The 26,792-nt window shown below is 55.9% G+C and carries 23 protein-coding genes; 10 read left to right on the forward strand and 13 right to left on the reverse strand.

Annotation, left to right across the window (positions count from 1 at the left end; translation table 11 throughout):
* Positions 1–24: 24 nt before the first annotated feature.
* Together DV711_RS04950 and DV711_RS04955 are read left to right on the forward strand one after the other, a co-directional pair.
* Complete coding sequence (locus DV711_RS04950) at positions 25–459, forward strand: putative signal transducing protein (RefSeq protein WP_114694522.1); 435 nt, start codon at positions 25–27, stop codon at positions 457–459.
* Between the two features lie 46 nt (positions 460–505).
* Positions 506–958 carry a DUF302 domain-containing protein gene (locus DV711_RS04955; protein WP_114694921.1) on the forward strand — a complete coding sequence of 151 codons (453 nt, stop codon included), beginning with the start codon at positions 506–508 and terminating at the stop codon, positions 956–958.
* Between the two features lie 56 nt (positions 959–1,014).
* On the opposite strand, the gene DV711_RS04960 is transcribed toward DV711_RS04955, so the two are convergent.
* Positions 1,015–1,920 (reverse strand): AraC family transcriptional regulator, encoded by a 906-nt coding sequence (locus DV711_RS04960; RefSeq protein ID WP_114694523.1) that lies wholly within the window; start codon positions 1,918–1,920, stop codon positions 1,015–1,017.
* Between the two features lie 120 nt (positions 1,921–2,040).
* On the opposite strand from DV711_RS04960, the gene DV711_RS04965 reads away from it, so the two are divergent.
* Positions 2,041–2,607 (forward strand): cytochrome P460 family protein, encoded by a 567-nt coding sequence (locus tag DV711_RS04965; protein ID WP_114694524.1) that lies wholly within the window; start codon positions 2,041–2,043, stop codon positions 2,605–2,607.
* Between the two features lie 309 nt (positions 2,608–2,916).
* Entirely contained in the window at positions 2,917–4,518 is a 1,602-nt protein-coding gene (locus DV711_RS04970; RefSeq protein ID WP_114694525.1) for a methyl-accepting chemotaxis protein, read from the forward strand.
* Between the two features lie 55 nt (positions 4,519–4,573).
* Here the strand turns inward: DV711_RS04970 and DV711_RS04975 are convergent, their stop codons facing one another.
* Positions 4,574–5,587, reverse strand: coding sequence for an MBL fold metallo-hydrolase (locus DV711_RS04975; protein WP_114694526.1), 1,014 nt, complete (start codon positions 5,585–5,587; stop codon positions 4,574–4,576).
* A gap of 199 nt (positions 5,588–5,786) precedes the next feature.
* Between DV711_RS04975 and DV711_RS04980 the strand changes: the two genes are divergently transcribed.
* Together DV711_RS04980 and DV711_RS04985 are read left to right on the forward strand one after the other, a co-directional pair.
* The gene (locus DV711_RS04980; protein WP_114694527.1) at positions 5,787–6,113 is read left to right on the forward strand and encodes a DMT family transporter; all 327 of its coding nucleotides are present in this window, start codon (positions 5,787–5,789) and stop codon (positions 6,111–6,113) included.
* A 15-nt stretch (positions 6,114–6,128) separates the two neighbouring features.
* Positions 6,129–6,518 (forward strand): VOC family protein, encoded by a 390-nt coding sequence (locus DV711_RS04985; protein WP_114694528.1) that lies wholly within the window; start codon positions 6,129–6,131, stop codon positions 6,516–6,518.
* Between the two features lie 92 nt (positions 6,519–6,610).
* Here DV711_RS04985 and sthA read toward each other — a convergent pair whose 3' ends face one another.
* The 11 genes from sthA to DV711_RS05040 form a co-directional block, all read right to left on the reverse strand.
* Complete coding sequence (sthA, locus tag DV711_RS04990; RefSeq protein ID WP_114694529.1) at positions 6,611–8,011, reverse strand: Si-specific NAD(P)(+) transhydrogenase; 1,401 nt, start codon at positions 8,009–8,011, stop codon at positions 6,611–6,613.
* 47 nt (positions 8,012–8,058) lie between these two features.
* Positions 8,059–8,316 (reverse strand): (Na+)-NQR maturation NqrM, encoded by a 258-nt coding sequence (nqrM, locus tag DV711_RS04995; protein WP_341537584.1) that lies wholly within the window; start codon positions 8,314–8,316, stop codon positions 8,059–8,061.
* 53 nt (positions 8,317–8,369) lie between these two features.
* On the reverse strand, positions 8,370–9,401 hold the full coding sequence (locus DV711_RS05000) for an FAD:protein FMN transferase (protein ID WP_243633732.1): 1,032 nt from the start codon (positions 9,399–9,401) through the stop codon (positions 8,370–8,372).
* An 18-nt stretch (positions 9,402–9,419) separates the two neighbouring features.
* Complete coding sequence (gene nqrF / locus DV711_RS05005; RefSeq protein ID WP_114694530.1) at positions 9,420–10,646, reverse strand: NADH:ubiquinone reductase (Na(+)-transporting) subunit F; 1,227 nt, start codon at positions 10,644–10,646, stop codon at positions 9,420–9,422.
* A gap of 51 nt (positions 10,647–10,697) precedes the next feature.
* Positions 10,698–11,306 carry an NADH:ubiquinone reductase (Na(+)-transporting) subunit E gene (nqrE, locus tag DV711_RS05010; RefSeq protein ID WP_114694531.1) on the reverse strand — a complete coding sequence of 203 codons (609 nt, stop codon included), beginning with the start codon at positions 11,304–11,306 and terminating at the stop codon, positions 10,698–10,700.
* A 15-nt stretch (positions 11,307–11,321) separates the two neighbouring features.
* Entirely contained in the window at positions 11,322–11,975 is a 654-nt protein-coding gene (locus DV711_RS05015; protein WP_114694532.1) for an NADH:ubiquinone reductase (Na(+)-transporting) subunit D, read from the reverse strand.
* 2 nt (positions 11,976–11,977) lie between these two features.
* The gene (locus DV711_RS05020) at positions 11,978–12,763 is read right to left on the reverse strand and encodes a Na(+)-translocating NADH-quinone reductase subunit C (protein ID WP_114694533.1); all 786 of its coding nucleotides are present in this window, start codon (positions 12,761–12,763) and stop codon (positions 11,978–11,980) included.
* The gene (locus DV711_RS05025) at positions 12,753–13,958 is read right to left on the reverse strand and encodes an NADH:ubiquinone reductase (Na(+)-transporting) subunit B (protein ID WP_114694534.1); all 1,206 of its coding nucleotides are present in this window, start codon (positions 13,956–13,958) and stop codon (positions 12,753–12,755) included. The genes DV711_RS05020 and DV711_RS05025 overlap by 11 nt, the downstream gene beginning before the upstream one ends.
* A gap of 3 nt (positions 13,959–13,961) precedes the next feature.
* Complete coding sequence (locus DV711_RS05030; protein ID WP_114694535.1) at positions 13,962–15,290, reverse strand: Na(+)-translocating NADH-quinone reductase subunit A; 1,329 nt, start codon at positions 15,288–15,290, stop codon at positions 13,962–13,964.
* Positions 15,291–15,644: 354 nt separating this feature from the next.
* Positions 15,645–17,081: a glyceraldehyde-3-phosphate dehydrogenase gene (locus DV711_RS05035; RefSeq protein WP_114694536.1), complete on the reverse strand. Its 1,437-nt coding sequence runs from the start codon at positions 17,079–17,081 to the stop codon at positions 15,645–15,647.
* A 253-nt stretch (positions 17,082–17,334) separates the two neighbouring features.
* The gene (locus DV711_RS05040; protein WP_114694537.1) at positions 17,335–18,207 is read right to left on the reverse strand and encodes an AraC family transcriptional regulator; all 873 of its coding nucleotides are present in this window, start codon (positions 18,205–18,207) and stop codon (positions 17,335–17,337) included.
* A gap of 215 nt (positions 18,208–18,422) precedes the next feature.
* Between DV711_RS05040 and mfd the strand changes: the two genes are divergently transcribed.
* From mfd to DV711_RS05060, 4 genes are all read left to right on the forward strand, one after another.
* Positions 18,423–21,866: a transcription-repair coupling factor gene (mfd, locus tag DV711_RS05045; protein WP_114694538.1), complete on the forward strand. Its 3,444-nt coding sequence runs from the start codon at positions 18,423–18,425 to the stop codon at positions 21,864–21,866.
* Positions 21,867–21,881: 15 nt separating this feature from the next.
* A complete protein-coding gene (locus tag DV711_RS05050; RefSeq protein WP_114694539.1) occupies positions 21,882–22,916 on the forward strand; it encodes a CsiV family protein in 1,035 nt (344 codons plus the stop codon).
* Positions 22,917–23,859: 943 nt separating this feature from the next.
* The gene (locus tag DV711_RS05055) at positions 23,860–25,686 is read left to right on the forward strand and encodes an extracellular solute-binding protein (protein WP_114694540.1); all 1,827 of its coding nucleotides are present in this window, start codon (positions 23,860–23,862) and stop codon (positions 25,684–25,686) included.
* Positions 25,686–26,792 carry a microcin C ABC transporter permease YejB gene (locus DV711_RS05060; RefSeq protein ID WP_114694541.1) on the forward strand — a complete coding sequence of 369 codons (1,107 nt, stop codon included), beginning with the start codon at positions 25,686–25,688 and terminating at the stop codon, positions 26,790–26,792. Before DV711_RS05055 ends, DV711_RS05060 begins: the two co-directional genes overlap by 1 nt.

Genomic DNA, 26,792 nt, shown 5'->3' on the forward strand with positions numbered 1-26,792 from the left:
CGGACATAACCAGAGTCACTGCTCATGCTCGTCACCGTCGCCCGTTATACCTTCCCCTACGAAGCCCAGATCAGTTGGTCCAAACTGGATGCGGCGGGAATTCCGGCCTATATCGGCGATGAGCATACGATCAATATGGACTGGCTCTATTCCAACGCCCTGGGTGGCGTACGTATACAGGTGCCGAGACAATTTGAACAGATGGCTCGCGAACTGCTGGAGACGGATTTAGAGCCCGAACTGATCGAGCAGCAGGGCTGCGATTCAATCCGTTGTCCAAAGTGCCAGAGCAGCGACACCGAATACCACCAGTTTGGTAAACGGTTCGCTTTTCTGGTGTTTCTGGGGATCGATTTCCCACTCTACCCGGTCAAGGAGGGGATACGCTGCCGTCAATGCGGCGCCAAGACGCCACTTGAGCCCGTTGATCAACCAAACCTTACCCATGGCGCTGAGTAAAGACTTCCGGCACCACCAACTCATCTCAAACCACGGATACCCGACCATGATAAAAAAAACCTGCCTGGTTCTTGCGGCAGCAATGCTGTCCAACGTTGCTCTGGCAGCCGATGGGATCGTCTCGATCGAGAGCCCCTACTCGGTTAAAGAAACCGCCGATCGGTTCGAATCGATCTTGAACAACAAGGGCTTGACGGTCTTCACCCGGATCAATCACAGTCAAAACGCTGCCAAGGTTGAGCTGGAACTAGCCCCGACCGAGGTGGTTATTTTCGGCAACCCCAAGGTCGGCACACCGCTGATGCAGTGCGGCTCAACCGCCGCCATCGATCTGCCGCAAAAGGCCCTGTTCTGGCAGGACGATCAAGGCAAGGTATGGCTCTCCTATAACGATCCCGCCTATCTGAAAAGCCGCCATCAACTTCGTGATTGCGATGCAGTGATCGAGAAGGTCTCCGGCGTATTGGGTAAGTTAAGCAAGGCGGCAACCAGCCGGTAATAGATTACCGATGCCGTTTCCCATGCACCGATCGGAGTCGGTGCATGGCGTTCCAATCACCGCAGTGTTACGGGCTCAACCAGCGAGCGCTCAGACATGGACAGCGCTGACACAGGATCGATCGACGCCTGATTCGGCTGAACCTGTTGTCGCAGCCATTGCCCCGGCGAACAGCCGGTCTTCTTACGAAAAGCCCGCGCCAATCCCGAAGCATGCTCGTAGCCGACCTCGTTGGCGATCCAGTTTAACGGCCGCCCCTGTTGCAGGAGTTTCTGGGCACAGCTGACGCGCCACTCCATCAGGTAATCCCCCGGCGACTTGCCCAGTGTCAGCTTAAAGCGCTCGGCAAACACGGTTCGGGACATGGCGGCTTGTTCGGCCAAACTGGTCAGTGTCCAGGGGGCACCGGGGTGCTGGTGGATCGCCGCCATCGCCTTCGAAAGCTGGGGATCACAGAGCCCCGCCAACATGCCTTGACGGGTGTAGCCCTGCTCCAGCAGATAACGCAGCAACTGGATGATGAACAGCTCCATCAACCGATTAACAACCGCCTCGCGTCCCTGCCTTTCGTGGAAGGCTTCCTCGAATAAAATGTCGATCACCTGACTGAGCTGCGCGACCGAGCTTAACGGCACGATCAGCGGCGATGGCATCGACCGAGCCAGCAGGTTATCGGGCCCGGTGGCAAACTGCACCGTCGCGCAAACCAGTTCGGCCCGACTCGATTGCTGTCCCAGCAGTCGGTGAGGAGTTGGACTGGGATAGAACAACAGAGTGGGCTCATCGATCATCAATGAGGGTTCGGAGCCATGCTGAACCCGCAGCTGGCCGCTACGCAAAACATGGATATGCCCCACCTGGCAATCGGGCTCTTCGAAGCGGGACAGGCTGCACAGATGGCCGTGATAAAACACACCGGCGCTGACAGTAAAACGGTTAAGTACTTCGGAGAGACGATCCATCGCTGATCTCGGACGTTTGGGTTCAAGTTACGGACGATCTAAAGACCCTGCCAGACCCGCCTTCGTTACAGTGGTTTACGTAATCCACGACACGTTTAACCGCTCACTAGGTAAACCACCATGAAAAACCGCAAACCCTTAACTAGCACATTAGCCGCCCTGAGCCTGGGAGTTAGCTTGAGCCTGGTCCAACCGCTGAGTGCTGCCGAGTTCAGCCCGGCAGTAGACAGCCAGGGTAATATCTCACTGCCGGCCGATTTCCGGGCTAATCAGGTCCATTTGGGGTCCTGGTTTGTCCCCGAAGGCCCTGCCAGCGGATTCCATGATGTCTACGCAGATAAAGCGGCAGTTGAAGCCTTCCGTCGCGATGGAAAATTTCCCGACGGCGCAGTACTGATCAAAGAGCTTCGTGCCTCTAAGTCAGGCGACTACAGCACCGGCAAAGGAGTTCACTACGCCACCTCTGACGGTACTAAACAGCATTTTGTGATGGTCAAAGATAGTCAGAATCGTTTCCAGAACAACGGTAGCTGGGGCGACGGTTGGGGCTGGGCACTATTCAAAGAGGGACCGGGCAGCAGTAACGTCAGCGCCGATTACAAGCAGGACTGCTTGGGTTGTCATGTACCGGCCAAAGACAAGGACTGGGTCTACACCGAAGCCTACCCAACGCTTGCCAAGCCCTAAGCTATCCCTTCCATCTTGTCCGGGAGCCTCCTTCGGGGACTCTCGGCCTGCTCCCTCGCGACCCGCAGCCTCCAACCAACCGGAGGAGGCCATGTAGCCTTAACTTATTGTTTCAACTTTATTAGCACTGGCGTGATATTGATCAATTCCAGAAAATTGATAAATTCGGGAATAACGCATTCCGTAATAAAATCTCCATTTTAATTGGTAAAACTACGGACGCTAGGATCAATCATCGGGTAAGCCAATTGCTCAGATTCGTAGCGCATCAACACACGGTCTTGTTGTAATGTTTGAAGGTTAAATAACATGAAGATCAATCTGCCGGTCACCAACAAAGAAGTTCGTCTACGCGAAGATCAGACGATCATCTCAATGACCGATCTGAAAGGCGCGGTCACCTACGTCAACCAAGACTTCATTGACATCAGCGGCTTCAGCGAAGCAGAGCTGATGGGCGTTAACCACAACATTGTCCGACACCCGGATATGCCACCGGCAGCCTATAAGAACCTCTGGGACACCATCAAAGCCGGCCAGGCTTGGCGAGGGATCGTCAAGAATCGCTGTAAAAACGGCGATCACTACTGGGTCGAAGCGTTCGTGACGCCGGTAATGAAAAACAACCAGGTGATCGGTTATCAATCGGTAAGAAGTAAACCGTCCCAACAACAGATCGATTCGGCCAGTGCGCTGTACAAAAAGATCAACGATCAAAAACTGACCGAACTCCCCCAAACCCGAAGCTTTAAGCTCAGAATCAGCCAACAGTTCAGCATCATCCAATCCCTATGGTTTGCCTTGCTGTTGCTGGCCACCGCCTCACAGCTGTTCTTCAATATCGATAGTGCCAGTCTCCTCTATGGATTGATCGGCGCCGGTGCCCTGCTCTATCTGGCCGGTTTCGCCTGGGTTCGGACCCAGGTGATCTCACCGTTGCGCTCGTTGGCCAGATCCACCAAGGACCTGGCCAACGGCAATCTCAACACTCGGATCACGGTCGACAAACCGGGCGCCCTGGGAGAAAGCCAACTGGGTTTGGATATGATCCGTGCCCGTCTGAAGACGGTGATCGGCAGAATTCAGGAATCCAGCTCCGGCATGGTGGTCTCCACCGAGCAACTGTCCGCCATGTGCAGCGAATCCGATCAACGGATGCAGATCCAGATGATGGAGACCGAACAGCTGGCCACGGCGATGCACGAGATGACCGCGACCGTAGCCGAAGTGGCAACCAGTACCACGGTGGCCGCCGAGTCCGCGCAGGATGCCATGAGCAGGTCCAACAGCGGCTCAGCGGTGGTCGACACGGTCAAGAGCACCATCTCGTCGCTATCGGGTGATATCGAGCGGATCGAAGAAGAGATCAACGAACTGCACCAGGATAGCCAAAACATCGGTTCCATTCTGGAAGTGATCCGTGGCGTGGCCGAACAGACCAACCTGCTGGCTCTTAACGCGGCCATCGAAGCCGCCCGAGCCGGCGAGCAGGGTCGAGGCTTTGCCGTGGTCGCCGACGAGGTTCGTGGACTGGCCCAACGGGTACAGGACTCCACCAACGATATCGACCAGATGATCAGTCAGCTGCAGGACAAGACCAAACGCTCGGTTGAGATGATGACCCACAGCCGCGAGCGGGCGGCCCTGTCGGTTGACCACGCCAACGACGCCGAAGACGCACTCGAGGGGATTCGCCACTCGATCACCATGATTCACGATCTGAGCACCCAGATCGCCACTGCCGCCGAAGAGCAGGCGGCGGTATCCGAAGAGATGAATCGCAATGTGATCAAGATTAAAGATCAGTCGATCGAAACCAATTCCGCAACCCAGCAGGCCTCCAGCGGTTGCGCTGAACTGTTCGAAACCAGCAAGCGACTGGATCTGCTATCCCGCGATTACGATGTCTAACACAGGTCCTGCCGGCGGGTAAGGCATAGAAAGCTTACCCGCCAACCAGTATCGCTTAATCCAGCGACCAGCAACTCAGATCCTGGGCAAAGCCTACCTTACCGCTGTAGTTGCTACCGATCTGAGCCCCGATCTCAGCCTCGCGATTCAGACTACGGTTCATGAAATGGGACAACACCAACTGACCTGTTTCGGTCTGGTCGGCGATCTCGCCGATCCGGGACGGTTTCATATGCAGAAACTGTCCGGCACCCTGGGTCTGTTCGTTGATTGCAGCATGAGCGATCAGTAGATCGGTGCCCTTAGCCAGTCGAATCAACTGCTCGGTCTGACCGTTCATATCACCGCTGATGGTGACCGATTTATCGCCCACATCGATCCGCCAGGCCAACGCGGGTAGAAAGCCATGGGCAACGGCCGCGGCGCTGATTTGGAGTTCACCGTAATCTTTAACCGGGATGACTTTGCCAAAGGTCAGCGGCACCCGATGCGGAATGAAATGATAGGGGGAGTGAGAGTCGGGATTAAAGGGGGCGTTCAGATAACGGTAGGCCCCCTTCTCAGCGCCAAACAGGCTGTCGATAAAATCAATAAAATCGGCCAAGCGTTCGCCGCCTTCCGGGCCATAGAGATCGATATCGTGATTCAGATCGGTAAAGAAAGCACTCTTTACATAAATGGGCAGATCGGCACTGTGGTCAACGTGCAGGTGGGTAAACAGCATCGCGGTCAGATCCTCCATCCGCGCGCCGGACTGCTCGAAGCGCCAGGCACTGCCGCTACCAGCATCGATCAACACCCGAGCTTTACCATCCACCCACAACAGGTAACTGGTGGAACTACGTCCGTCGTTGATCTCCGGCCCTCCCGAGCCCAGCACCTGCAGATAATGTCCCTGGTCCGGACACTGGTGCTGCGATTGCGCGGTCTGAGCAGAAACACCGAACGAAGCGGTGGTTAGAGCCACGGCGCCGACAAGGCCTCGCAATAGATTACGGTAGGGAGACTTGGGTTGGGGTTGGGGTTGGGGTTGGGGTTGGGGTTGGATCACGTTCTGCAGTTTCGACATCAAGTTTTCCTATGAGCGGTTGGACTGAAACTAACGACTACTTTCTAGTGTGCGCATGGTCTGGATCAGACCCCTGGTTACCGGTTTCGTTACAGCAGCGGCATGAGTCATACCCACGATCAGTCCCATCAACAGTTGCAGCGGGCTCCGCCTTCGTTATACAAACCCTCTATTACTGAACCCAATATGAATCCAATCGATGAATCCCTGGTTTGCGCTGGCCGGCGCCATCATTCTGGAAGTCTCCGGCACCATCTCGATGAAACTATCCGACGGTTTCACCAAGCTGGTCCCCTCCGTATTAATTTTCGTCTTCTACGCCGCATCGTTCGCCATTCTGACCCTGGCTTTAAAGAAGATCGATATCGGTATCGCCTACGCGATCTGGGCGGGAGTCGGGACAGCGCTGATTGCCGTTATCGGTGTGCTGTACTTTAAAGAGCCCTATTCGATCATGAAGGGGGTCAGCATCTTCCTGATCATTGCCGGTGTTGTCGGCCTCAACCTGAGTGGTCTGAAGCACTGATTCGAAGGAGCTCGCATGAATGTTGTTCAACTCGATCACCTGGTTCTCACGGTCAGCAATATCGATAGCAGCGTCGAGTTTTATGGCCAGATACTGGGCATGGAAAAGGTGACTTTCGGCGAAGGCCGGATCGCATTGGCATTCGGCCAACAAAAGATCAACCTGCACCAGCACGGAAACGAATTTGAGCCCAAGGCGGACACTCCCTGCCCCGGCAGCGCGGACCTCTGTTTTATCATCGATCAACCGCTAGACCAGGCGATCGCACATCTTAACGCCAACAACGTGGCGATTATCGAAGGCCCGGTGGAGCGAACCGGCGCCAGCGGTAAAATTCTCTCGATCTATTTCCGAGATCCGGACGGTAATCTGATCGAGGTGTCCAATCAGCTAGAGGCGGATTGAGCGCTGCCAAGCGAAGCACTCATCCTAGTTGCCACAAAAAAGCCCGCAGATGCGGGCTTTTGTTTTTTAATTTCTACTCGACCGTTAAGCAATCAGATATTGGCGATCCGGTTCAAGCCGGCGATCGCCGCCACCCGGTAGGCTTCAGCCATGGTCGGATAGTTGAAGGTGGTGTTGACGAAATACTTCAGCGTATTGGCCTCACCCTCCTGGGTCATGATCGCCTGGCCGATATGGATGATCTCGGAAGCGTGGCCACCGAAGCAGTGAATGCCGAGTATCTCCAGGGTTTCGCGATGGAACAGGATCTTCAGCATGCCGACCTGCTCGCCGTAGATCTGCGCCCGCGCCATATCCTTGAAGAACGCCTGGCCCACTTCGTAGGGCACCTTGGCGGCAGTCAGCTCCATCTCGGTTTGACCGATCGAGCTGATCTCAGGAATGGTATAGATACCGGTCGGCACCTCGTCGATATAACGGAAGTCATCGGCGTTGAGCATATCGGCGCTGGCGGCACGACCCTGGTCGATCGCAGCTGACGCCAGACTCGGCCAACCCACCACATCACCGGCGGCGTAGACACCTTCAACATCGGTGCGGTAGTGATCATCCACCTTGATCTGGCCCCGACCATCGGCTTCCAGGCCGATATTCTCGAGCCCCAGATTGTCGGTATTGCCGGTACGACCGTTACACCACATGAAGGCGTCGGAACGGATCTTCTTACCGGATTTGAGCGTCAGCACAACCCCGCGGTCATCCGCTTCAACCGACTCATACTCTTCGTTATGGCGGATGGTGCAACCGTTGTTGCGCAGGTGATAGCCCAGCGCGTCGGAGATCTCATCGTCCAGGAACGACAGCAGACGATCACGGGTATCGATCAGGTCAACCCGAACCCCCAGACCGGCAAAGATCGAGGCGTATTCACAACCGATAACACCGGCGCCATAGACGATCAGGGTCCGCGGGGTGTATTCCAACTCAAGAATGCTGTCGGAGTTGTAGATTCGCGGATGGGTAAAGTCGATATCATCGGGCTTGTAGGGGCGCGAACCGGTAGCGATCACCACATTCTTAGCCCGCAACAGGTCATCACCGCGCTGATCATGCTTGATTCGAACCGTATTGGCATCCTCGAACTGCGCCTGACCAAAATAGACGTCGACACGGTTGCGGGCATAGAAGCTGGTCCGCATCATCACCTGCTGGGAGATGACCTTTTCAGCGCGCTTAAGCACCTTTTGGAACGAAAACCAGCGTGGCTCACCGATATCCCGGAACATCGGGTTGGTGTTGAATTCGATGATCTGCTTGACCGAGTGACGCAGCGCCTTGGAAGGAATCGTACCGACATGGGTACAGTTGCCCCCCAGTTGGTCACGAATCTCCACCACCGCCACTTTGCGGCCTTTCTTGGCGGCGCTCATTGCCGCGCCCTCACCGGCCGGTCCGGACCCTATGATTACGACGTCATAATCGTATACAGCCATGAATATCCCCTTCTATCACCGAATTCAGCGCCACGCTGAACGGTTATTTATTTTTTTGTCGCCAACTCGTAACCCAGCTCTTCAGGGGCAGCGGCCTTGGCAGCTTCCGCTTCCTGCTCTTTCTCGCACTTGTTCGGGTCGTCACCACAAACCGGGCAGATATAATCTTTCTCGCCCAGGACCGCACCAACGCCACCACAGGAACCTTTAATCGGCTTGCGCCCCATCATCACACCGACCGAGGTCAGTCCGATTACCGCGACAAAGGTCACAAACACCACTAACGCTACCCAAATCATTTCCATCACTAGTTACCTCTTGATTGAACGGCCGGCCCTGGCTGGTTCAGCAGTCCGGTTCAGTTCGGCGACTTGATAAAGCGCTCGAACCCCGGGGTATGCTTTTCAACAAAACCTTCATCGCTCTTGACGATAAAGAACACGTTCAAGCCCAGCTCGGTTGCTAAAGCCAGGCCTTTTTCATCACCCAACACCATCATTGCCGTGGCAAAGGCATCGGCGCGGGCACAGGATGGGTCGACCACGGTCACCGATGCCAGCCGGTGGCGGATCGGCCGACCGGTCTTGGGGTCGATGGTATGGGAAAAACGAACCCCATCCTGTTCGAAATAGTTGCGGTAATCCCCTGAAGTCGCGATCGCATTGTCGCCCACTTCGATCACCTGCTGTAGTTTACGGCTGCCGACATCGGGACGCTCTATCGCGATTCGCCAGGGTTTGTCACCGGGCTTGTTCCCGTGCAGCCTAAGTTCCCCGCCCACTTCGACCATAAAACCGTCGAATTCGTTCGCCAGCAGTTCGGCTAGCTGATCCACCGCATAACCCTTGGCGATCGCCGACAGGTCCAAACTACGGGATTGCTGTTTGCTCAAACTTGGGGGTTGCTGACGTACCTGTACGGCTTGATAGCCGATCTGTTGCATGCGCTCGTCGATCAAGGCTGAATCGGGGGCGTTATGAATTCGCGGATCGGGTCCGAAACCCCACAGATTGACCAAAGGACCAACCGTGGCATCGAAAGCACCCTGAGTTTGATCGCTGATTGTTTGAGCCAGACTGACTACCGCAGCGGTCTCGTCCGAAACGTCAAACCAGTCCTGACCTTGCAGACGGTTAAACCGGCTTAACTCGGAGTCTTCCCGGTAGGTCGACATCCGCGCCTCAATTCGATCCAGCACCGCTTGGATACGTTGCTGGAGATTCGCCTTATCGAGCTCCTCGGATGCAACCACCTTGATATGGTAGCTGGTTCCCATGGTCTGACCCGATAAAGCATGAACGGCGACCCGAGGGTCGCCGTCCGTGCAGCCGGTGAGCAGCACGGCGGCCAGGGCCAACAGTGCTGCAATCCGGTATCTGATGTGAAACATCATCATTCGCAGGCTGACTTAGCCCCCGAAGTCGTCGAGCAGGATGTTCTCGCGCTCAACGCCCAGATCTTCCAGCATCTTGATAACCGCAGAGGTCATCATGGGCGGTCCACACATATAGAACTCACAATCTTCAGGCGCTTCGTGGTCCTTCAGATAGTTATCGTACAGTACGTTGTGGATGAAGCCGGTGTAGCCTGACCAATTATCTTCTTCCAACGGATCGGACAGGGCCAGATGCCACTCGAAGTTTTCGTTCTCTTCGGCCAGCTGGTCGAACTCTTCGCCGTAGAAGGCTTCACGCATGGAGCGTGCACCGTACCAGTAAGAGATCTTACGGGTGGAGTTCAGACGCTTGAGCTGATCGAAGATGTGGGAGCGCATCGGCGCCATACCGGCACCACCACCGACGAATACCATCTCTGCATCGGTATCCTTGGCGAAGAACTCACCGAACGGACCGTAAACGGTAACCTTGTCACCCGGCTTCAGGCTGAAGACGTAGGAAGACATCTTGCCCGGAGGCAGGTCGTCACGTCCCGGAGGCGGCGTTGCAACACGGATGTTGAACTTAACCACGCCCTTCTCTTCCGGGTAGTTAGCCATGGAGTAAGCACGGATAACGGTTTCGTCGACCTTGGAGACGTAGCGCCAGATGTCGAACTTGTCCCAGTCCTCGTGGTATTCCTCTTCGATGTCGAAGTCTTTGTAGGCAGCAACGTGCGGCGGGCACTCCAGCTGCACATAACCACCGGCGCGGAAGTCAACATTTTCACCTTCAGGCAGACGCAGGGTCAGTTCCTTGATGAAGGTTGCAACGTTCGGGTTGGAGTCAACGGTACACTCCCACTTCTTAACGCCGAAGACGTCGTCTTCAACTTCGATCTTCATGTCCTGCTTAACAGCAACCTGACAGGACAGACGCCAGCCCTCGCGGGCCTCGCCCTTAGTGAAGTGACCTTCTTCGGTCGGCAGCATCTCGCCACCGCCCTCTTCGACGATACACTTACACTGTGCACAGGTACCACCACCACCACAGGCAGAGGACAGGAAGATGCCCTGACCCGCCAGGGTGCCCAGCAGCTTATCGCCCGCCGGTGCGTGGATGGTTTTTTCGGGATCACCATTGATCTCGATCTTCACGTCGCCGCTGGAAACCAGCTTGGAGCGGGCGAACAGAATCACCGCTACCAACACCAGTACCACGACCGTGAACATGATTACACCGAGTATAATTTGTTCCATGTTCGTTTAACCTTTTCTAAATTCGCACTCTGTCGTCAAAGTGGTACAGCCTTACAGCTGTACCCCTGAGAAGGACATGAAGCCTAGGGACATCAGACCTACAGTGATGAAGGTGATGCCCAGACCACGCAGGCCGTGCGGTACATCTGAGTACTTCAACTTTTCACGAATACCTGCCAGTGCAGTGATCGCGAACGCCCAACCGGTACCGGCGCCGATGCCGTATACCACTGACTCACCGAAGTTGTAGTCACGCTCTACCATGAACAGCGCACCGGCCATGATGGCGCAGTTAACGGTGATCAGCGGCAGGAATACACCCAGCGCGTTGTAGAGGGGCGGGAAGTACTTATCCAAGGTCATTTCAAGGATCTGAACCATCGCTGCAATTACGCCGATGTAGGAGATCAGGCCCAGGAAGCTCAGATCAACATTCGGCAGACCGGCCCAAGCCAGGGCACCGTCAGCAAGCAGGTAGGTGTAGATCAGGTTGTTAACCGGAACGGTGATACCCAGTACCACGATAACGGCAACACCCAGACCGATGGCAGTCTGCACCTTCTTGGAGATGGCGATAAAGGTACACATCCCCAGGAAGAAGGAGAGCGCCATGTTCTCGATGAAGATCGATTTAACGAACAGGCTAATATAATGTTCCATGTCTCTCTTCTCCTGTTACTTGGTGTTCGGCGCGATGGTGAAATCGGGCGCTTCCACTTGGTTGCTCTTCCAAGCACGCAGACCCCAGATCATCAGACCGATCACGAAGAAGGCAGACGGCGGCAACAGCATCAGGCCGTTAGCCACGTACCAGCCACCGTTGTTGACCAGCGAGAAGATCTCGATGCCAAACAGGGAGCCGGAGCCGAACAGTTCACGGATGAAGCCGACGAACATCAGTACCGCACCGTAACCCAGGCCGTTACCAATACCGTCCATGAAGCTGATTCCCGGAGGATTCTTCATCGCGAAGGCTTCGGCGCGACCCATGATGATGCAGTTGGTGATGATCAGACCAACGAATACGGACAGCTGCTTGGACAGATCGTAAACGAACGCCTTCAGCACCTGATCGACCACGATTACCAGCGAGGCAATGATGGTCATCTGTACGATGATCCGGATGTTGTTCGGAATATGGTTCCGAATCAGCGAGACGAACAGGTTTGAGAAAGAACAAACCGCGATTACCGCCAAGCTCATTACGAACGCAACATTCAGCGAGCTGGTTACAGCCAGTGCCGAACAGATACCAAGGATCTGCAGTGCGATCGGGTTGTTTTCGAAGACTGGAGTAGTCAGTACTTCTTTAGTGGTTTGTTTAGCCATGATTACACCTCACCCGCACGCAGCTTAGCCAGGAAGGGAGCATAACCGTTCTCGCTCAGCCAGAACTTGAACAAGTTGGTTACACCGACGGAGGTCAGGGTCGCACCGGCCAGACCATCGATCTGGTACTCGGAACCAGCGGCGGAGCGATCCACCTTACCCTTGATCAGAGCAACAGCAGCGCTGTCGAAGTCGCCATCGGCATAGATCTTCTTGCCGGGCCACTGAGCTTTCCAGCTCGGGTTATCGACTTCACCGCCCAGACCGGGAGTTTCGCCGTGGGCGAAGAAGGTCATACCAACAACAGTGTTCAGGTCACCTTCCAGTGCCATGAAACCGTACATGGTGGACCACAGACCCTTACCGTGTACCGGCAGGATCAACTTCTCGATCTTGTCGCCGTTCTTGACCATGTACAGGGTCTTGTAACGGGCGTGTTGGCGAATGCCTGCCAGATCCTGCTCAGCGCTCAGCTTGACCGCTTGCTTAGGATCTTTGGCAGCTTTCATTTCGTCGTAAGAAGCCGGATCAATATCATCGGCCCAGGTGTTGGTCTCTAGGTCCAGTACCCGTGCTTCGATACTCTCGTCGAACAGCGCGAAGACATCTTTACCTTCGGTTTCGATGTTAGCTGCCGCAAGAATGTTGGTTTGCTTGTCCAGCACCTTGTTGGCCTCTTGCATAGGCTTGAGGCCAACCGCCGCTGCCGATACGAATACTGCGCAAACTACACACAGTGAGACCGTAACGATCAGCGTCTTCTTGATAGTGTCGTTATTAGCTGACATTGCGTAGCATCCTCCGCTTGATGTTGGCCTGCACCACGAAGTAGTCGATCAGCGGTGCAAACAGGTTGGCAAACAGGATTGCCAGCATCATGCCTTCTGGGAAGGCCGGGTTGACCACACGGATCAGAACAACCATGAAGCCGATCAGCGCACCGAAGTACAACTTACCGGTATTGGTCATGGAAGCAGAAACCGGGTCGGTCGCCATGAACATCATGCCGAAGGCAAAACCACCCAAGACCAGGTGCCAGTAGAACGGCAGGCTGAACATCGGGTTGGTGTCGGAGCCGATCAGGTTGAACAGCAGCGAGGTGCCGATCATACCGATCAGAACGCCGGCAACGATACGCCAGGCAGCGATCTTGAAGAACATCAGTGCACAACCACCGATCAGGATAGCCAGGGTGCTAACCTCACCGACAGAACCCTGGATGTTACCGATAAAGGCATCGGCCCAGGTGATGTTGTTGGCCAGGATGTTCTGAACACCGCCTTCAGCCGCCAGGCCCAGCGGAGTCGCGCCAGCGAAGCCGTCAACGGCGGTCCAGACAGCGTCACCAGACATCTGCGCTGGGTAGGCGAAGAACAGGAACGCACGACCGGTCAGTGCCGGGTTGAGGAAGTTCTTACCGGTACCACCGAAGACTTCCTTACCGATCACCACACCGAAGCTGATACCCAGAGCCACTTCCCACAGCGGGATAGTCGGCGGCAGGATCAGCGAGAACAGAATGGAGGTAACAAAGAAACCTTCGTTAACTTCGTGGCCACGCTTCATCGCGAACAAGACTTCCCAGAAGCCGCCCACAATAAAGGTGGTGATGTAGATCGGCAGCCAGTAGACGAAGCCGTAGATAAAGTTATCCCAAACGCTGTCCGGGCTGTTACCAGCCAGAGCACCGATCAGAGCACCACGCCAACCTTCCATCTGCAGACCGTGCTCGGCAATCGCCGTGTTGGCTTGCAGACCCAGGAAGTAGGCACCGGCGAACACGGCCGGGAAGGTGCACATCCAAACCAGGATCATCATCCGCTTCAGGTCGACCATGTCACGTACGTGAGAGGCGGTCTTGGTTACCTGACCCGGGGTGTAGAAAATGGTATCGGCTGCTTCATAGAGCGCGTACCAGTTTTCGTACTTGCCGCCTTTATGGAAGTGCGGCTCCATTTTGTCGAGAATATTTCTGATGCTCACGGATTAGCCCTCTTTCTCGATACGCGTCAGGTTATCGCGAAGGATCGGACCGTATTCATACTTGCCCGCACACGCGTAGGTGCACAGCGCCAAGTCTTCTTCGTCCAATTCCAACGCGCCCAGCGCGATAGCTGAATCCATATCCCCAACAACCAGTGCACGCAGCAGCTGGGTCGGCAGGATATCCATCGGCATCAGCTCTTCAAACTGTCCTACCGGCACCATGGCACGCTCGGAGCCGTTGGTGGTGGTAGTAAAGTTGAACAGTTTGTTGGCTTTAAATTTACCGGTCACGATGTTCAGCATGGAGTGCTTCTCGGCACCCGGTGCAACCCAACCCATAAAGTCGCGTGAACGACCTTCGAGCAGCACGCTGACCTGAGTGCTGTAGCGACCCAGGAAGGCAAACGGACCTTCAGCGGTACGACCGTTGAAGATCGAACCGGAGATAACGCGGTTATCAGCGTCTTTAACGCGGCTAGCAACCAGCTCATCGGTGTTGGCGCCCACGCGGGTACGCAGCAGGATGGGCTGAGGAACCTGAGGACCACCCAGCGCGACAACGCGCTCGGTCCACAGCTTGCCGGTTTCAAACAGCTTGCCGACAGCGATCACGTCTTGGTAGCCGATGCTCCAGACGGTTTTCTTTTCGCTGACCGGATCCAGGAAGTGGATATGAGTACCGGCGTTACCCGCCGGGTGCTTACCACTGAACTCCTGCACGGTGGACTCAGCAGCAGCCGGAATATCGGCACCTTCTGCTTTGCACAGGAACAGCTTACCCTGAACCAGCTTGGACAGGATCTGCTGACCCGCCAAGAAAGCTTCTTTCTGCTCGGCAACAACCACGGCCGGATCGGCGCTTAGCGGGTTGGTATCGATGGCAGTAATGAAAATGGAGTTCGGGGTGCTTTCAGGCGCAGGAACCTTACTGTACGGACGGGTCCGCAGAGCAGTCCAAAGGCCGGACTCTACAAGGTTTTCAACGACCTGCTCGCGCGTTACCTGCGCGGCATCGTACTTGGCAAACTCAACAGCTTCGTCACCTTGAACATCGATAACGACAGACTGTAGAGCACGCTTTTCACCACGGTTAATCGCAGACACGACCCCGCTGGCGGGGGCGGTGTATTTGACACCGGGTGTTTTTTTATCGGAAAAAATCACCTGGCCGAGCTTCACTTGGTCACCGACCCGAACTGACATAGTCGGCTTCATGCCAACATAATCAGATCCGAGGACAGCAACCGAGCTTACCTGCGCACCATCTTCGATGGCTTGTCGCGGAGCTCCGGCAATAGGTAGATCCAGACCCTTAGTGATCCTGATCATGCGCCTCACCCAATCTAAACTTGATATTTCAGGTCCCAACCACAGACTCGGACAATCACCCCTTCTTTGGGGGTTTGTTCTCCGCGCCCAGAGACCCATCTAAAAAACCGCGTAATTATAAAGACCCACCCTCTGAATTACCACTCGCCTTAAGGGTAAGCTGAGCCTAAACCAAGCCTTTTTGGTCATCAGCTTGCTTAATACTGTCAATTGCTGATAAATCGCACTCCATCAAGCCTAGATAGCCGAAAATTCCACCACAAAACACCCAAGACAAACCGATCAAAAAACCAACAAAATATTTAATCAGGCACAAAAAAACCGCCCGAAGGCGGTTTTTTAAGGCTCGAAGACTTAGCCTTCAATCGGGTAGGCAGGCAGCGCAGATTTAGTCATCTGCTGAAGCAGACGGACCACCTGACAGCTGTAGCCGAACTCGTTGTCGTACCAGACGTACAGCACGCAGGAGTCACCCTCACCGCTGACAATGGTCGCCAGCCCGTCAACAACGCCAGCGGCGCGTGAGCCAACAAAGTCAGTAGACACTGCTTCCGGAGAGTTGCTGTAAGCAACCTGCTTTTGCAGGTTAGAGTGCAGCGCCGTGTCACGCAGGAAGTCGTTGATCTCTTCAACGTTAGTGGCTTTATCCAGGTTCAGGTTCAGGATCGCCATGGAAACGTTCGGAGTCGGAACCCGGATCGCGTTACCGGTCAGCTTACCTTCCATCTCAGGCATCGCCTTGGAAACCGCTTTCGCCGCACCGGTTTCGGTCAGAACCATATTCAGTGCTGCAGAACGACCGCGACGATCACCTTTGTGGTAGTTGTCGATCAGGTTCTGGTCATTGGTGTAGGCATGAACAGTTTCAACGTGACCATTCTTCACGCCAAACTTGTCGTGAACCGCCTTCAGTACCGGCGTAATCGCGTTGGTGGTACAGGAGGCCGCAGACAGGATGGTGTCTTCGGCATCGATATCACCGTTGTTAACACCCATTACGATGTTCTTAACACCTTTACCCGGCGCAGTCAGGATGACGCGTGAAGCACCAGTGGCACGCAGGTGCAGCGACAGACCGTCGTGATCACGCCACTTACCGGTGTTGTCGATGATAACGGCGTTGCTGATACCGTAGGCGGTGTAATCGATAGTGTCCGGCGCATCGGCGTAGATCACCTTGATCACGTTACCGTTGGCGGTGATGGTGTTGTTCTCTTCATCAACGCTGATGGTACCCAGGAAAGAACCATGAACGGAGTCACGACGCAGCAGGTTAGCACGCTTCTCCAGATCGCCGCCTTGACCGCGAACCACGATGGCACGCAGACGCAGGCTGTGACCACCGCCGGTCTTGTCGATCAGCAGACGCGCCAGCAGACGACCGATACGACCGAATCCGTACAGAACAACATCGGTCGGCTGAGCTTCATCACCGTTTGACAGTGCACCAGCCAGCTCCTGCTTCAGGAATGCTTCGATCGACTGACCGTTGCCTTCCTTGCGATATTTGACCGCCAGCTTGCCGATATCGATATGGGCACGGCCCAGATCCATATTGTCCATCGCCTGCAGGATCGGGAAGGTGTCGTGTACGGACAGCTCTTCGCCTTCAACCTGACGCACATATTTGTGGGCTTTCAGGATGTTGATCACAGAACGGTTAACAATGATCTTACCGTAGATGGAAGACTGAACTTCACGGTCACGGTACAGGCGACCGACAACCGGGATCATCGATTCTGCAACGGCCTCACGCTCTTTCCAATCGGCGAAAACTTGCTCTTGACTCACGGGTTCACTCCAATGTCGTCAGGATGAAAAATTTGGAGGCGGTATTATGCGCTTTTCTCCCCCACCGGGCAAACCGGTCGATGCAGTACTTTAGCCGTGCCCTTCTGCCTACAGCCCCGTGATCTCGGGCCATTCATCCTGAAAATAACGAACATAGATGTGCAGAAGTTTTTCCACGCCTTCAAGGACTACGATTCCAGCCCCTTATCCTTTGAGTTCTCTCCGAAATCACCTCCCATCCCGTACTCGAGATTCATTCTCTAAGTGGAAGATAGATATCCGTCAACAACGCCTCCGGTGCGACTTCACGCGGATTGTTCAGATAGTCCTCGAAGCAAGGCTGATCCCCAAGCTCCTCCCCGGACTGGGGTAACCAAACACTAAACAACCAGTGATAAGCCTGCTGCAGTCCGGCGTAAGGCCCCTTAAACCGGAGCACTGCGTAGCGGCCAGCAGCCACCTCCAACTGCTCTACCTCATCCGGGATCGCCAACCCATGATCAGGTTTAAGAACGGCACAAGCATGGGATCGCAAATCCTGCGGTGCAACACAGGTGGGATCATCATGGTAAATCCCGATAACCGTCTTCAAATAGCGCCAGGCATCTACCTGCATCAACCAGGCATTCAATTTCTCAAAGGCCTTTCCAATCTCAATATAGGGCCCCTGATGCCGCACCCCCACAATGGGGATCGGCTGTTCAATCTGCTCAATCCTTACATCCATCATCGCTTCTTCTACCATCGCCTCGTTCTCCTTGGCCGCTATGGCTAACACAAACTTTGAATGACTCCCCTCGGCGCGAAAGCGTGCCGGTGGCAGTCCATAGGCTTGACTGAACGCACGATTGAAAGACGGCAGAGCACTATATCCAGATGATCTGGCGATCTGCTCCACGCTCAGCTCGGTATTGATCAGCCGTGCCGCAGCCTGGTGCAGTCGCAATCGTTTTACGGTCGCCGCCAGCGTCTCACCACAGATTGCTTGATAGACTCGATGCCAATGGGTTGGCGACATGTGGGCAATATCAGCCAAACTATTCAGATCGAGCGGCTCGTCAAGATGCTCGTAGATATAATCAACAACCCGCTGGAAACGAGCCTGGTAGTGGTAGCGATCAACCATAGATTCTGTTCTCTTTGTATTCCTCTGATGAGAAAGCTAGCACGGCTCTATTTAACAATTCTTGCGCTATTGATACCCGAACAGGTGCCCCCTACTTCTCAGCCCAGATTCGACCTGTCCGTTATCTGCAATGGCGGGCAATCTGAATTGCGGATTCGCACGATCTGGCTACAATGCCTTGCTCTGCCATCACTCGTTAGTTTTCAAGACAATCCATGCCTTTGCTCCTTAGCTCCAGCCTGCCTGCCGTCACGGCCTCTAAAACCCGTTACATTGATAACCTGAGCGGAAGTTCCGCCGGCCTGCTGCTGGCCGAACTGGCTGATCAACACCCCGGATTAACGCTGGTCGTCAGCCGTAACGTCGAATCAGCCATTGCGCTGGAAGCCGCACTTGGCTTTTTCCGCCCGGAGCTGGAACTGTTGGGTTTTCCCGATTGGGAAACACTGCCGTACGATAATTTCTCTCCTCACCAAGACATCACCTCGCAGCGGCTCACCTGCCTGAACCGACTGCCCCAGCTGAAAAAAGCCGTGCTGATCGTGCCGGCCACGGCATTAATGCAGCGTTTGCCGCCGCGCAGTTTTATTGCGGCCCACTCACTGGTGATGGACAAAGGTCAGATCCTGGATCTCGAGCAACTGCGGCATGACCTGGCCGAAAACGGCTACCGCGCCGTGGATACCGTCTACGAACATGGCGAGTTTGCCGTACGTGGCTCGATCCTGGATATCTTCCCGATGGGCTCTCGCCTGCCCTACCGGATCGACCTGTTCGACGACGAGATCGACAGCCTGCGCACCTTCGACCCGGAAAACCAACGCTCCATCGAACAGGTCGACTCCGCCAGGCTGTTACCGGCGCGCGAATTCCCGCTGGATAAAGCCTCTATCGCCCGCTTCCGCCAACAGTGGCGCGAGCGCTTTGATGTCGACCCGCGTCACTGCCCGGTGTATCAGGACATCAGCAACGCCATCGCTCCGGCCGGCATCGAGTATTACCAACCGCTGTTCTTTGAGCAGACCGCCAGCCTGCTCGACTTCCTACCACCCCAGTGCCAACTGCTCACCGAGCAGGGACTCGAGGAGGGGCTGCAAGAGTTCTGGGGCGAGATCGAAAGCCGCTACGAGAGCCGACGCTACGATATCGAGCGCCCTATCCTGCCCCCCCACGAGGCCTTTATCCCTCAGGAATTGGTCTTCGCCGGTCTCAAAACGCTACCGCGCAGCGATTTCAGCCTAAAGCCTGATGCCCGCAAACACGGTCACCAGCCGCCGCTACAAGCGCCACCCGAGCTGCCCGTCAACGCCAAAGCCGAGCAACCACTGAGCAAATTGCAGCTGCACCTGAAGCAATCCGGTCACCGTACCCTGCTGCTGGCCGAATCAGCCGGTCGCCGCGAAGCCCTGCTGGAGCTGCTGCAGCGCTATAACCTGACGCCCGAGCCGATCGACAGCTGGCAGCAATTTGTCGAGACGAATCCAACGCTGGCCATCCTGGTCGGCCCACTGCAACAGGGTCTGGTACTGCCGCAAGCCCAGCTGGAGATCATCACCGAGAGCCAGCTGTTCGGCCAACGGGTGATGCAGAGCCGGCGGCGTCAAAAAGCCTCCGACAATGCGGACCTGATCTTCCGCAACCTGACCGAACTGCAGATCGGTGCCCCCGTGGTTCACGATCAGCACGGCATCGGTCGCTACCTCGGCCTACAGACCCTGGAACTGGAAGGACAGGCCAACGAATTCCTGACCCTGGAGTACGCCGACGGCGCCAAGCTCTACGTGCCGGTCTCCTCGCTGCACCTGATCTCCCGCTACTCCGGCGCCTCCGACACCCTGGCGCCGCTGCATAAGCTGGGAACCGAGCAGTGGAGCAAGGCCAAGCGCAAGGCCGAGGAGAAGATCCGCGACACCGCCGCCGAACTGCTCGATATCTACGCCCGCCGCGCCGCTCGAGAAGGCAAGCAGTTCAAACTCAGCGACACCGACTACCGCATCTTTGCCGACGATTTCCCGTTTGAAGAAACGCCGGATCAGGAGCTGGCGATCGACGCAGTGATCCGCGATATGACCGCACCGACCCCGATGGATCGCTTGGTTTGCGGTGACGTTGGCTTTGGCAAGACCGAAGTAGCGCTACGGGCGGCCTTCGTGGCGGTTCAGAACGGATTCCAGGTCGCGATTCTTGCCCCGACCACGCTACTTGCCCAACAGCATTACCAGACCTTTGCCGATCGCTTTGCCGACTGGCCGGTCAATGTGGAAGTGTTGTCACGATTCCGCACCGGCTCCCAGACCAATAAAACGATCCAGGGACTCAACGAGGGCCGGGTCGATATCGTCGTCGGCACCCACAAACTGCTTTCCAGCCAGATCGACTTCAAAGCACTGGGGCTGCTGATTATCGACGAGGAACATCGTTTCGGCGTCGGCCAGAAAGAGAAGATCAAACAACTGCGGGCCAGTGTCGACATCCTGACTCTGACCGCCACCCCGATCCCCCGAACCCTGAACATGTCGATGTCGGGCATTCGGGATCTGTCGATCATCGCCACCCCGCCAGCCAAACGCTTGTCGGTCAAAACCTTTGTGCGGGAGAAAGATCGCGCCCTGTCCAAGGAGGCAATCCTGCGGGAGCTACTGCGCGGCGGCCAGGTCTACTACCTCCATAACGAGGTTAAAACAATCGACAATGTCGCTCGGGAGCTGGCCGAACTGGTACCCGAAGCCCGGATCGCCATCGGTCATGGTCAGATGCGCGAGCGTGAGCTTGAGCAGGTGATGTCGGATTTCTACCACAAGCGTTTCAATGTACTGGTCTGTACCACCATCATCGAAACCGGTATCGACATCCCCAATGCCAACACCATCATCATCGAGCGCGCCGACAAGTTCGGCCTGGCTCAGCTACACCAGTTGCGCGGCCGTGTCGGTCGCTCCCACCATCAGGCTTACGCCTACCTGCTGACGCCCCATAAGAAAGCAATGACCGGCGACGCCCTCAAACGTCTGGAGGCGATCGAGGCGGCCGACACCCTCGGTGCCGGCTTCACCCTGGCAACCCACGACCTGGAGATCCGCGGTGCCGGCGAGCTGCTCGGGGACGAACAGAGCGGCCAGATGGAAGGGATCGGTTATTCGCTCTATATGGAGCTGCTTGAAGAGGCGATCGAGTCGATCAAGGCCGGCAAGACTCCGGGAATGGAACGCCCGCTGCGTCACGGCGCCGAAGTCAATCTACGCCTGCCGGCACTGATCCCGGACGACTACCTGCCCGACGTGCATAACCGACTGGTGCTGTACAAACGGATCTCCGGTGCCAAAACTGGTGACGAACTCAAAGAGCTGCAGGTTGAGATGATCGACCGCTTCGGCATGCTGCCGGAACCGCTGAAAAACCTGTTCCGCCAAACCCGACTCAAGCTCAAGGCCCAGCCACTAGGGATCACCAAGATCGATGCCGGTGCCGACAGCGGTCGGTTCGAATTCGCCGCCGAAACTTCGGTAGACCCGCTGGTGCTGGTCAAACTGGTACAGACCCAACCACAAACTTATGGACTGGACGGCGGCAACCGGCTTAAATTCAAGCTCGATATGGGCAACGCCGAGCAGCGTTTCCAAGCACTTGAGCGATTAGTACAGCAGATAAGCCCGCGCTAGGGCAGCAGGAACGGTATGAACAGCACCTTTTTTGGCCATCCCAGCCAGACCGGATTCCACTTTACCGCCAAGCTGGCCAGGCTCGCCAAAACGAGCCTGCTGATCGGCGGGCTGAGCCTGTTCGGAACCACTGTCCAGGCCCAGGGAACAGAGCTTGCCGCCAAAAAAGTCTATTGGTACCAGGTTGAACTGCTGGTCTTCACCCAACCCGCTGACTCCCTGCAGGCCGAATACTGGGACGAACAGTTGCAGCCCAGCTTCGACACCAACGCGATCCAACTGCTCAGCACGAAACAGTTGCGCCAGCTTCCAAACCGAACCGAGTCAGGACCCTCGTCGACCGACGGTCGTCCGACTCCGCTACGGCAGGAATACAGCGACGGAGCTTTCGTGCTGTTGTCAGCCAGCCAGCGTCTGAAAATCAACGACGATGAGGAACCGATTGCTCCAATCAGCCGCAAACGTCTACGCCAAGGTGGCCACCGCATCCTGCTAGACGCTACCTGGAACCAGCCGGTCCACGATCCAGGCAAGAACCGAGCCATCGCGATACGTGGTGGTGACCGACTCGAGAACGGCCTGTTCGAGCTCGAGGGCGAGTTCACCTTATCACTGGCACGCTTTCTCCATTTGCGCCCCAACCTGTTTTTGAGCCGCCCGCTTCCTGCCGACTGGCAGCCACGCCACCCTGAAGCCCTGTCGCAGGACTCGACTGATCCGGAACCAGCAACAATTGACACCGACGCTATCGGCGCAGACAGCGACGAAGCCATCAACAGCCTGAGCGCCCTGCCGGCACCCTCCGTCCAAGCAAAGATCAACCACGACGGCTACCTGACCACCCGACTGGACCAACCCCGCCGGATGCGCCGTAATGAGCTTCACTATCTGGACCACCCCCAGTTCGGCCTGCTGATCCGCCTGACCCCGATCGACCCACCTTCCCGCCAAGCCAGCATCGAAACAGCGACCGAGCCAAACGTACCAGCCGTGGCAGAGCAGCCGGTCCCTAATACCGAGCCCCCTTCAGCAGCAGCAAGCAACTCTTAACCGGTTGCGCCAACGCCTGAAATCGGCAACTCCTGCCGTAAAGCGGCCGTTGCCGCATGCGTCCTTGCTGCCAACAGTAAGCAACTGGCAACCAATCTCAGCACCGACCCAGGTCAGGGCTTGGTTGCCGCCTCTGCTACACCCCTCCCCCAGCTGCAGCAACAATCCGGTTAACAATTTTCATCGACTTTGGTTTTAACCCGCGGTTATCCCGACCCGGCCAGTCCCGGCCACGCCATAAAGAGCTAGCCACTATCGGGTCAAAACAACTTACAAGCCCTCATCAGCCAAACTTCTTAGATTAGTTTTTTTCACCTATTGTCTGAAAATCCGTCGTTTGCCAAGATTGCTGGGCAGGCCTAATATGCCTCCATCGCTGATCGACAAGGGAAACCTTTAGATCGGTTTCAGTTGAATCGATTTGTTATCCGTGCAATTTGATTCAACTGAGACCCTTCGGTCTTCAGCGTACACATCTGCGCAAGCAATTGTGTGATGTTTATCCTCATCATTCTTTAGACGATCTTTTGCGTCCAAGCCCCGGTCCCCCGGGGCTTTTTGTTTTCTCACCCCAGCCCGACTCCCTGCGCTGCTAATCACTGCTCATCGTTAAGCCTTGCCTCAGGCTTTGTTTCAAGTAATTTTGCTGCCGTTATCAAAACCGAACCCCTCGTCGATTTCGTAACCAAGCTCCTTGCCAAGCGCTTTGCTACTGCCCTGCACCGCTGGAGCACGACATTTATCTCCATCAGCCAATAACAGCACGCTTCTGACAAACGAATGACTATTCTTTAATCAAGCAGGATTAATAATCCCTTTAGATTAATCTGTTAACGGAACTCAGTGAGGCATTCAGGCTCGAATCACCTACGACTTGTTTGATAAGCTCAGACGCTCCGTTTGCATATTTTCCGGATCGAAGTCACGGATAAGGATCCCAGGCATGGTTGCCCCGATAAAAACTGCTCTGTTGAGCCTTGCACTGCTTGTTTCCACCCCGATCGCGCTGGTACAGGCCGACGAACCACGGCCTCAACATGCCATCGCCATGCATGGAACCCCCAAGTACTCGGCCGGCTTTGATCACTTCGAATACACCAATCCCGAGGCCCCTAAGGGCGGCACCGTACGCCGCTGGGCACTGGGCACCTTTGACAGCTTCAACCCCTTTATCATCAAAGGCACACCGGCCGCAGGGGTTGGACAGATTTACGATAGCCTGATGGTCAAATCGCAAGACGAGCCCTTCAGCCAATACGGACTACTGGCCGAGTCGGTGGTAATGCCGGAGGACCGTAGTTGGATCCGGTTTAAAATCCGGCAGGAAGCCCAGTTCAGTGACGGCAAGCCGGTGACCAGCGACGATGTCATCTACAGCTTTAAGCTGCTACGCGAGCAGGGCAATCCGTTCTACCGTGCTTACTACGCCGATATCGAGACGATCGAAGCGATCGACGATCGGACCGTCGAATTTCGCTTCAAACCAAGCCAGAACCGTGAGCTGCCGCTGATCGTCGGGGAAGTAGCCATCCTGCCGAAACATTACTGGCAGGGTCGAGATTTCAGCAGCCCCGGCCTGGATATCCCCGTGGGATCCGGCCCTTACCTGATCGACAGTTACGATCCCGGCCGCTCGCTGACTTACCGTCTGCGCACAGATTACTGGGGCCAAGATCTACCGGTTAACCGCGGTCGCCATAACTATGGCCAGATCCGCTATGACTACTACCGTGACACCACCGTAGCCCTGGAGGCTTTTAAAGCTGGCGAGTACGACTTCCGTCAGGAGACCTCGTCGAAGAACTGGGCAACCAGCTATAACGGTCCGATGTTCGACAACGGCGAAATCCTGCGCGACGAGATCCGCCACAGCAACCCAACCGGCATGCAGGCCTTTGTCCTGAATTCGCGTCGACCGCTGTTTACCGACAGCCGGGTACGCCAGGCCCTGGCTTATGCGTTTGATTTCGAGTGGACCAACAAAAATATCTTCTACAACGCCTACACCCGCACCCACAGCTATTTCTCCAATTCGGAGATGGCCGCCACCGAATTGCCCGATGCCAAGGAGTTGAAGATCCTCGAGCCGATTCGTGATCAACTACCGGCCGAGGTGTTTAATCAGGTTTACCGCGCACCCAACACCGACGGCAGCGGCAAACTACGGCAGCAGTTGCGCCAGGGGCTGCGGCTGCTGAAGCAGGCCGGCTGGCAGATTAAGCAGGGCAAACTGACCAACGCCCAGGGCCAGGTGTTCAGCTTCGAGCTACTGCTGGTGCAAAAAGAGTTTGAGCGGGTCGTCGCCCCCTTTATCCGCAATCTGAACAAGATGGGGATCGACGTACGTATCCGGATCGTCGATGTCTCCCAATATATCAATCGCCTGCGCAGCTTCGACTACGACATGATGGTCTACAGCTACGGCCAGTCCAATTCGCCGGGCAACGAACAGCGCGAGTTCTGGCACTCCGCCATGGCCGATATTCAGGGCAGTCGAAACCTGATGGGGATTAAAAACCCGGCCATCGATTACCTGGTAGACCAAGTAATCAGCGCGCCCAGCCGCGAGCAACTGGTACTGCGTACCCGTGCTCTGGACCGGGCGCTGCAATGGAACCATTACCTGATTCCACAGTATCACATCAACAGCTACCGAATCGCCTACTGGGACAAGTTCGGCATGCCGGACACCCGCCCACTGTACGCGCTCGGCTTCGATACCTGGTGGATGAAGTCCGGCACAGATAACAACGAGGGCAGCCAACCCTGATGGCTGCCTATATTTTTCGTCGCCTGCTGCTGATCATTCCAACGCTGCTGGGCATCCTCACGATCAACTTCTTGATCATCCAGGCGGCACCGGGCGGACCGGTCGAGCAAACCATCGCCCACCTGCAGGGGCTCAACACCGATGCCACCAGCCGAATCGGCAGTTCGGTCCAGAGCGACCTGAGTCAGGGCAGCAACAGCCAGAGCCTCAATGGCGAAAGCTCCGGTTACCGTGGTGCTCAAGGCCTGGATCCCAAGCTGATTGCCGAGATCGAGGAACTCTACGGCTTCGACAAACCGCCGCTGGAACGCTTCGGCCAGATGCTGAAGAACTACCTAATGTTCGATTTCGGCCGCAGTTTCTACAGCGACAAAGGGGTGGTCGATCTGATTATCGAGAAACTGCCGGTATCGATCTCGCTGGGCCTCTGGGCCACCCTGATCACCTATCTGGTATCGATTCCTCTGGGGATCAAGAAGGCAGTCCGCGACGGCACGCCGTTCGACGTCTGGACCAGCTCGGCCATCATCGTCGGCTACGCGATTCCTAACTTCCTGTTTGCGATCCTGCTGATCGTGCTGTTTGCCGGCGGGACCTATTTCGACTGGTTCCCGCTGCGAGGACTGACCTCACCCAACTTTGATGAGCTGAGTCTGCTGGGCAAGATCGGCGATTACTTCTGGCATATCACCCTGCCGGTGCTGGCGTCGGTGATCTCCAGCTTCGCCACCCTGACGATGCTGACCAAGAACAGCTTTCTGGACGAGATCAGCAAGCAATATGTGCTGACCGCTCGGGCCAAGGGCTTGACCGAGAATCAGGTGCTCTACGGCCACGTGTTCCGTAACGCCATGCTGCTGATCATCGCTGGAATGCCCGCCGCCCTGGTCAGCATCTTTTTTACCGGTTCGATGCTGATCGAAGTGATCTTCTCCCTCGATGGCCTCGGCCTGCTGGGCTACGAGGCGGTGATCAATCGCGATTACCCGGTAATCTTCGGCACCCTGTATATCTTTACCCTGATCGGTCTGTTGCTGAAACTGGTGTCGGATATCTGCTACGTCATCGTCGATCCGCGAATCGATTTCGAAAGCAGGGAGGGCTGA

It is taken from the genome of Motiliproteus coralliicola (assembly GCF_003345655.1).
Lineage (GTDB): Bacteria > Pseudomonadota > Gammaproteobacteria > Pseudomonadales > Balneatricaceae > Motiliproteus > Motiliproteus coralliicola.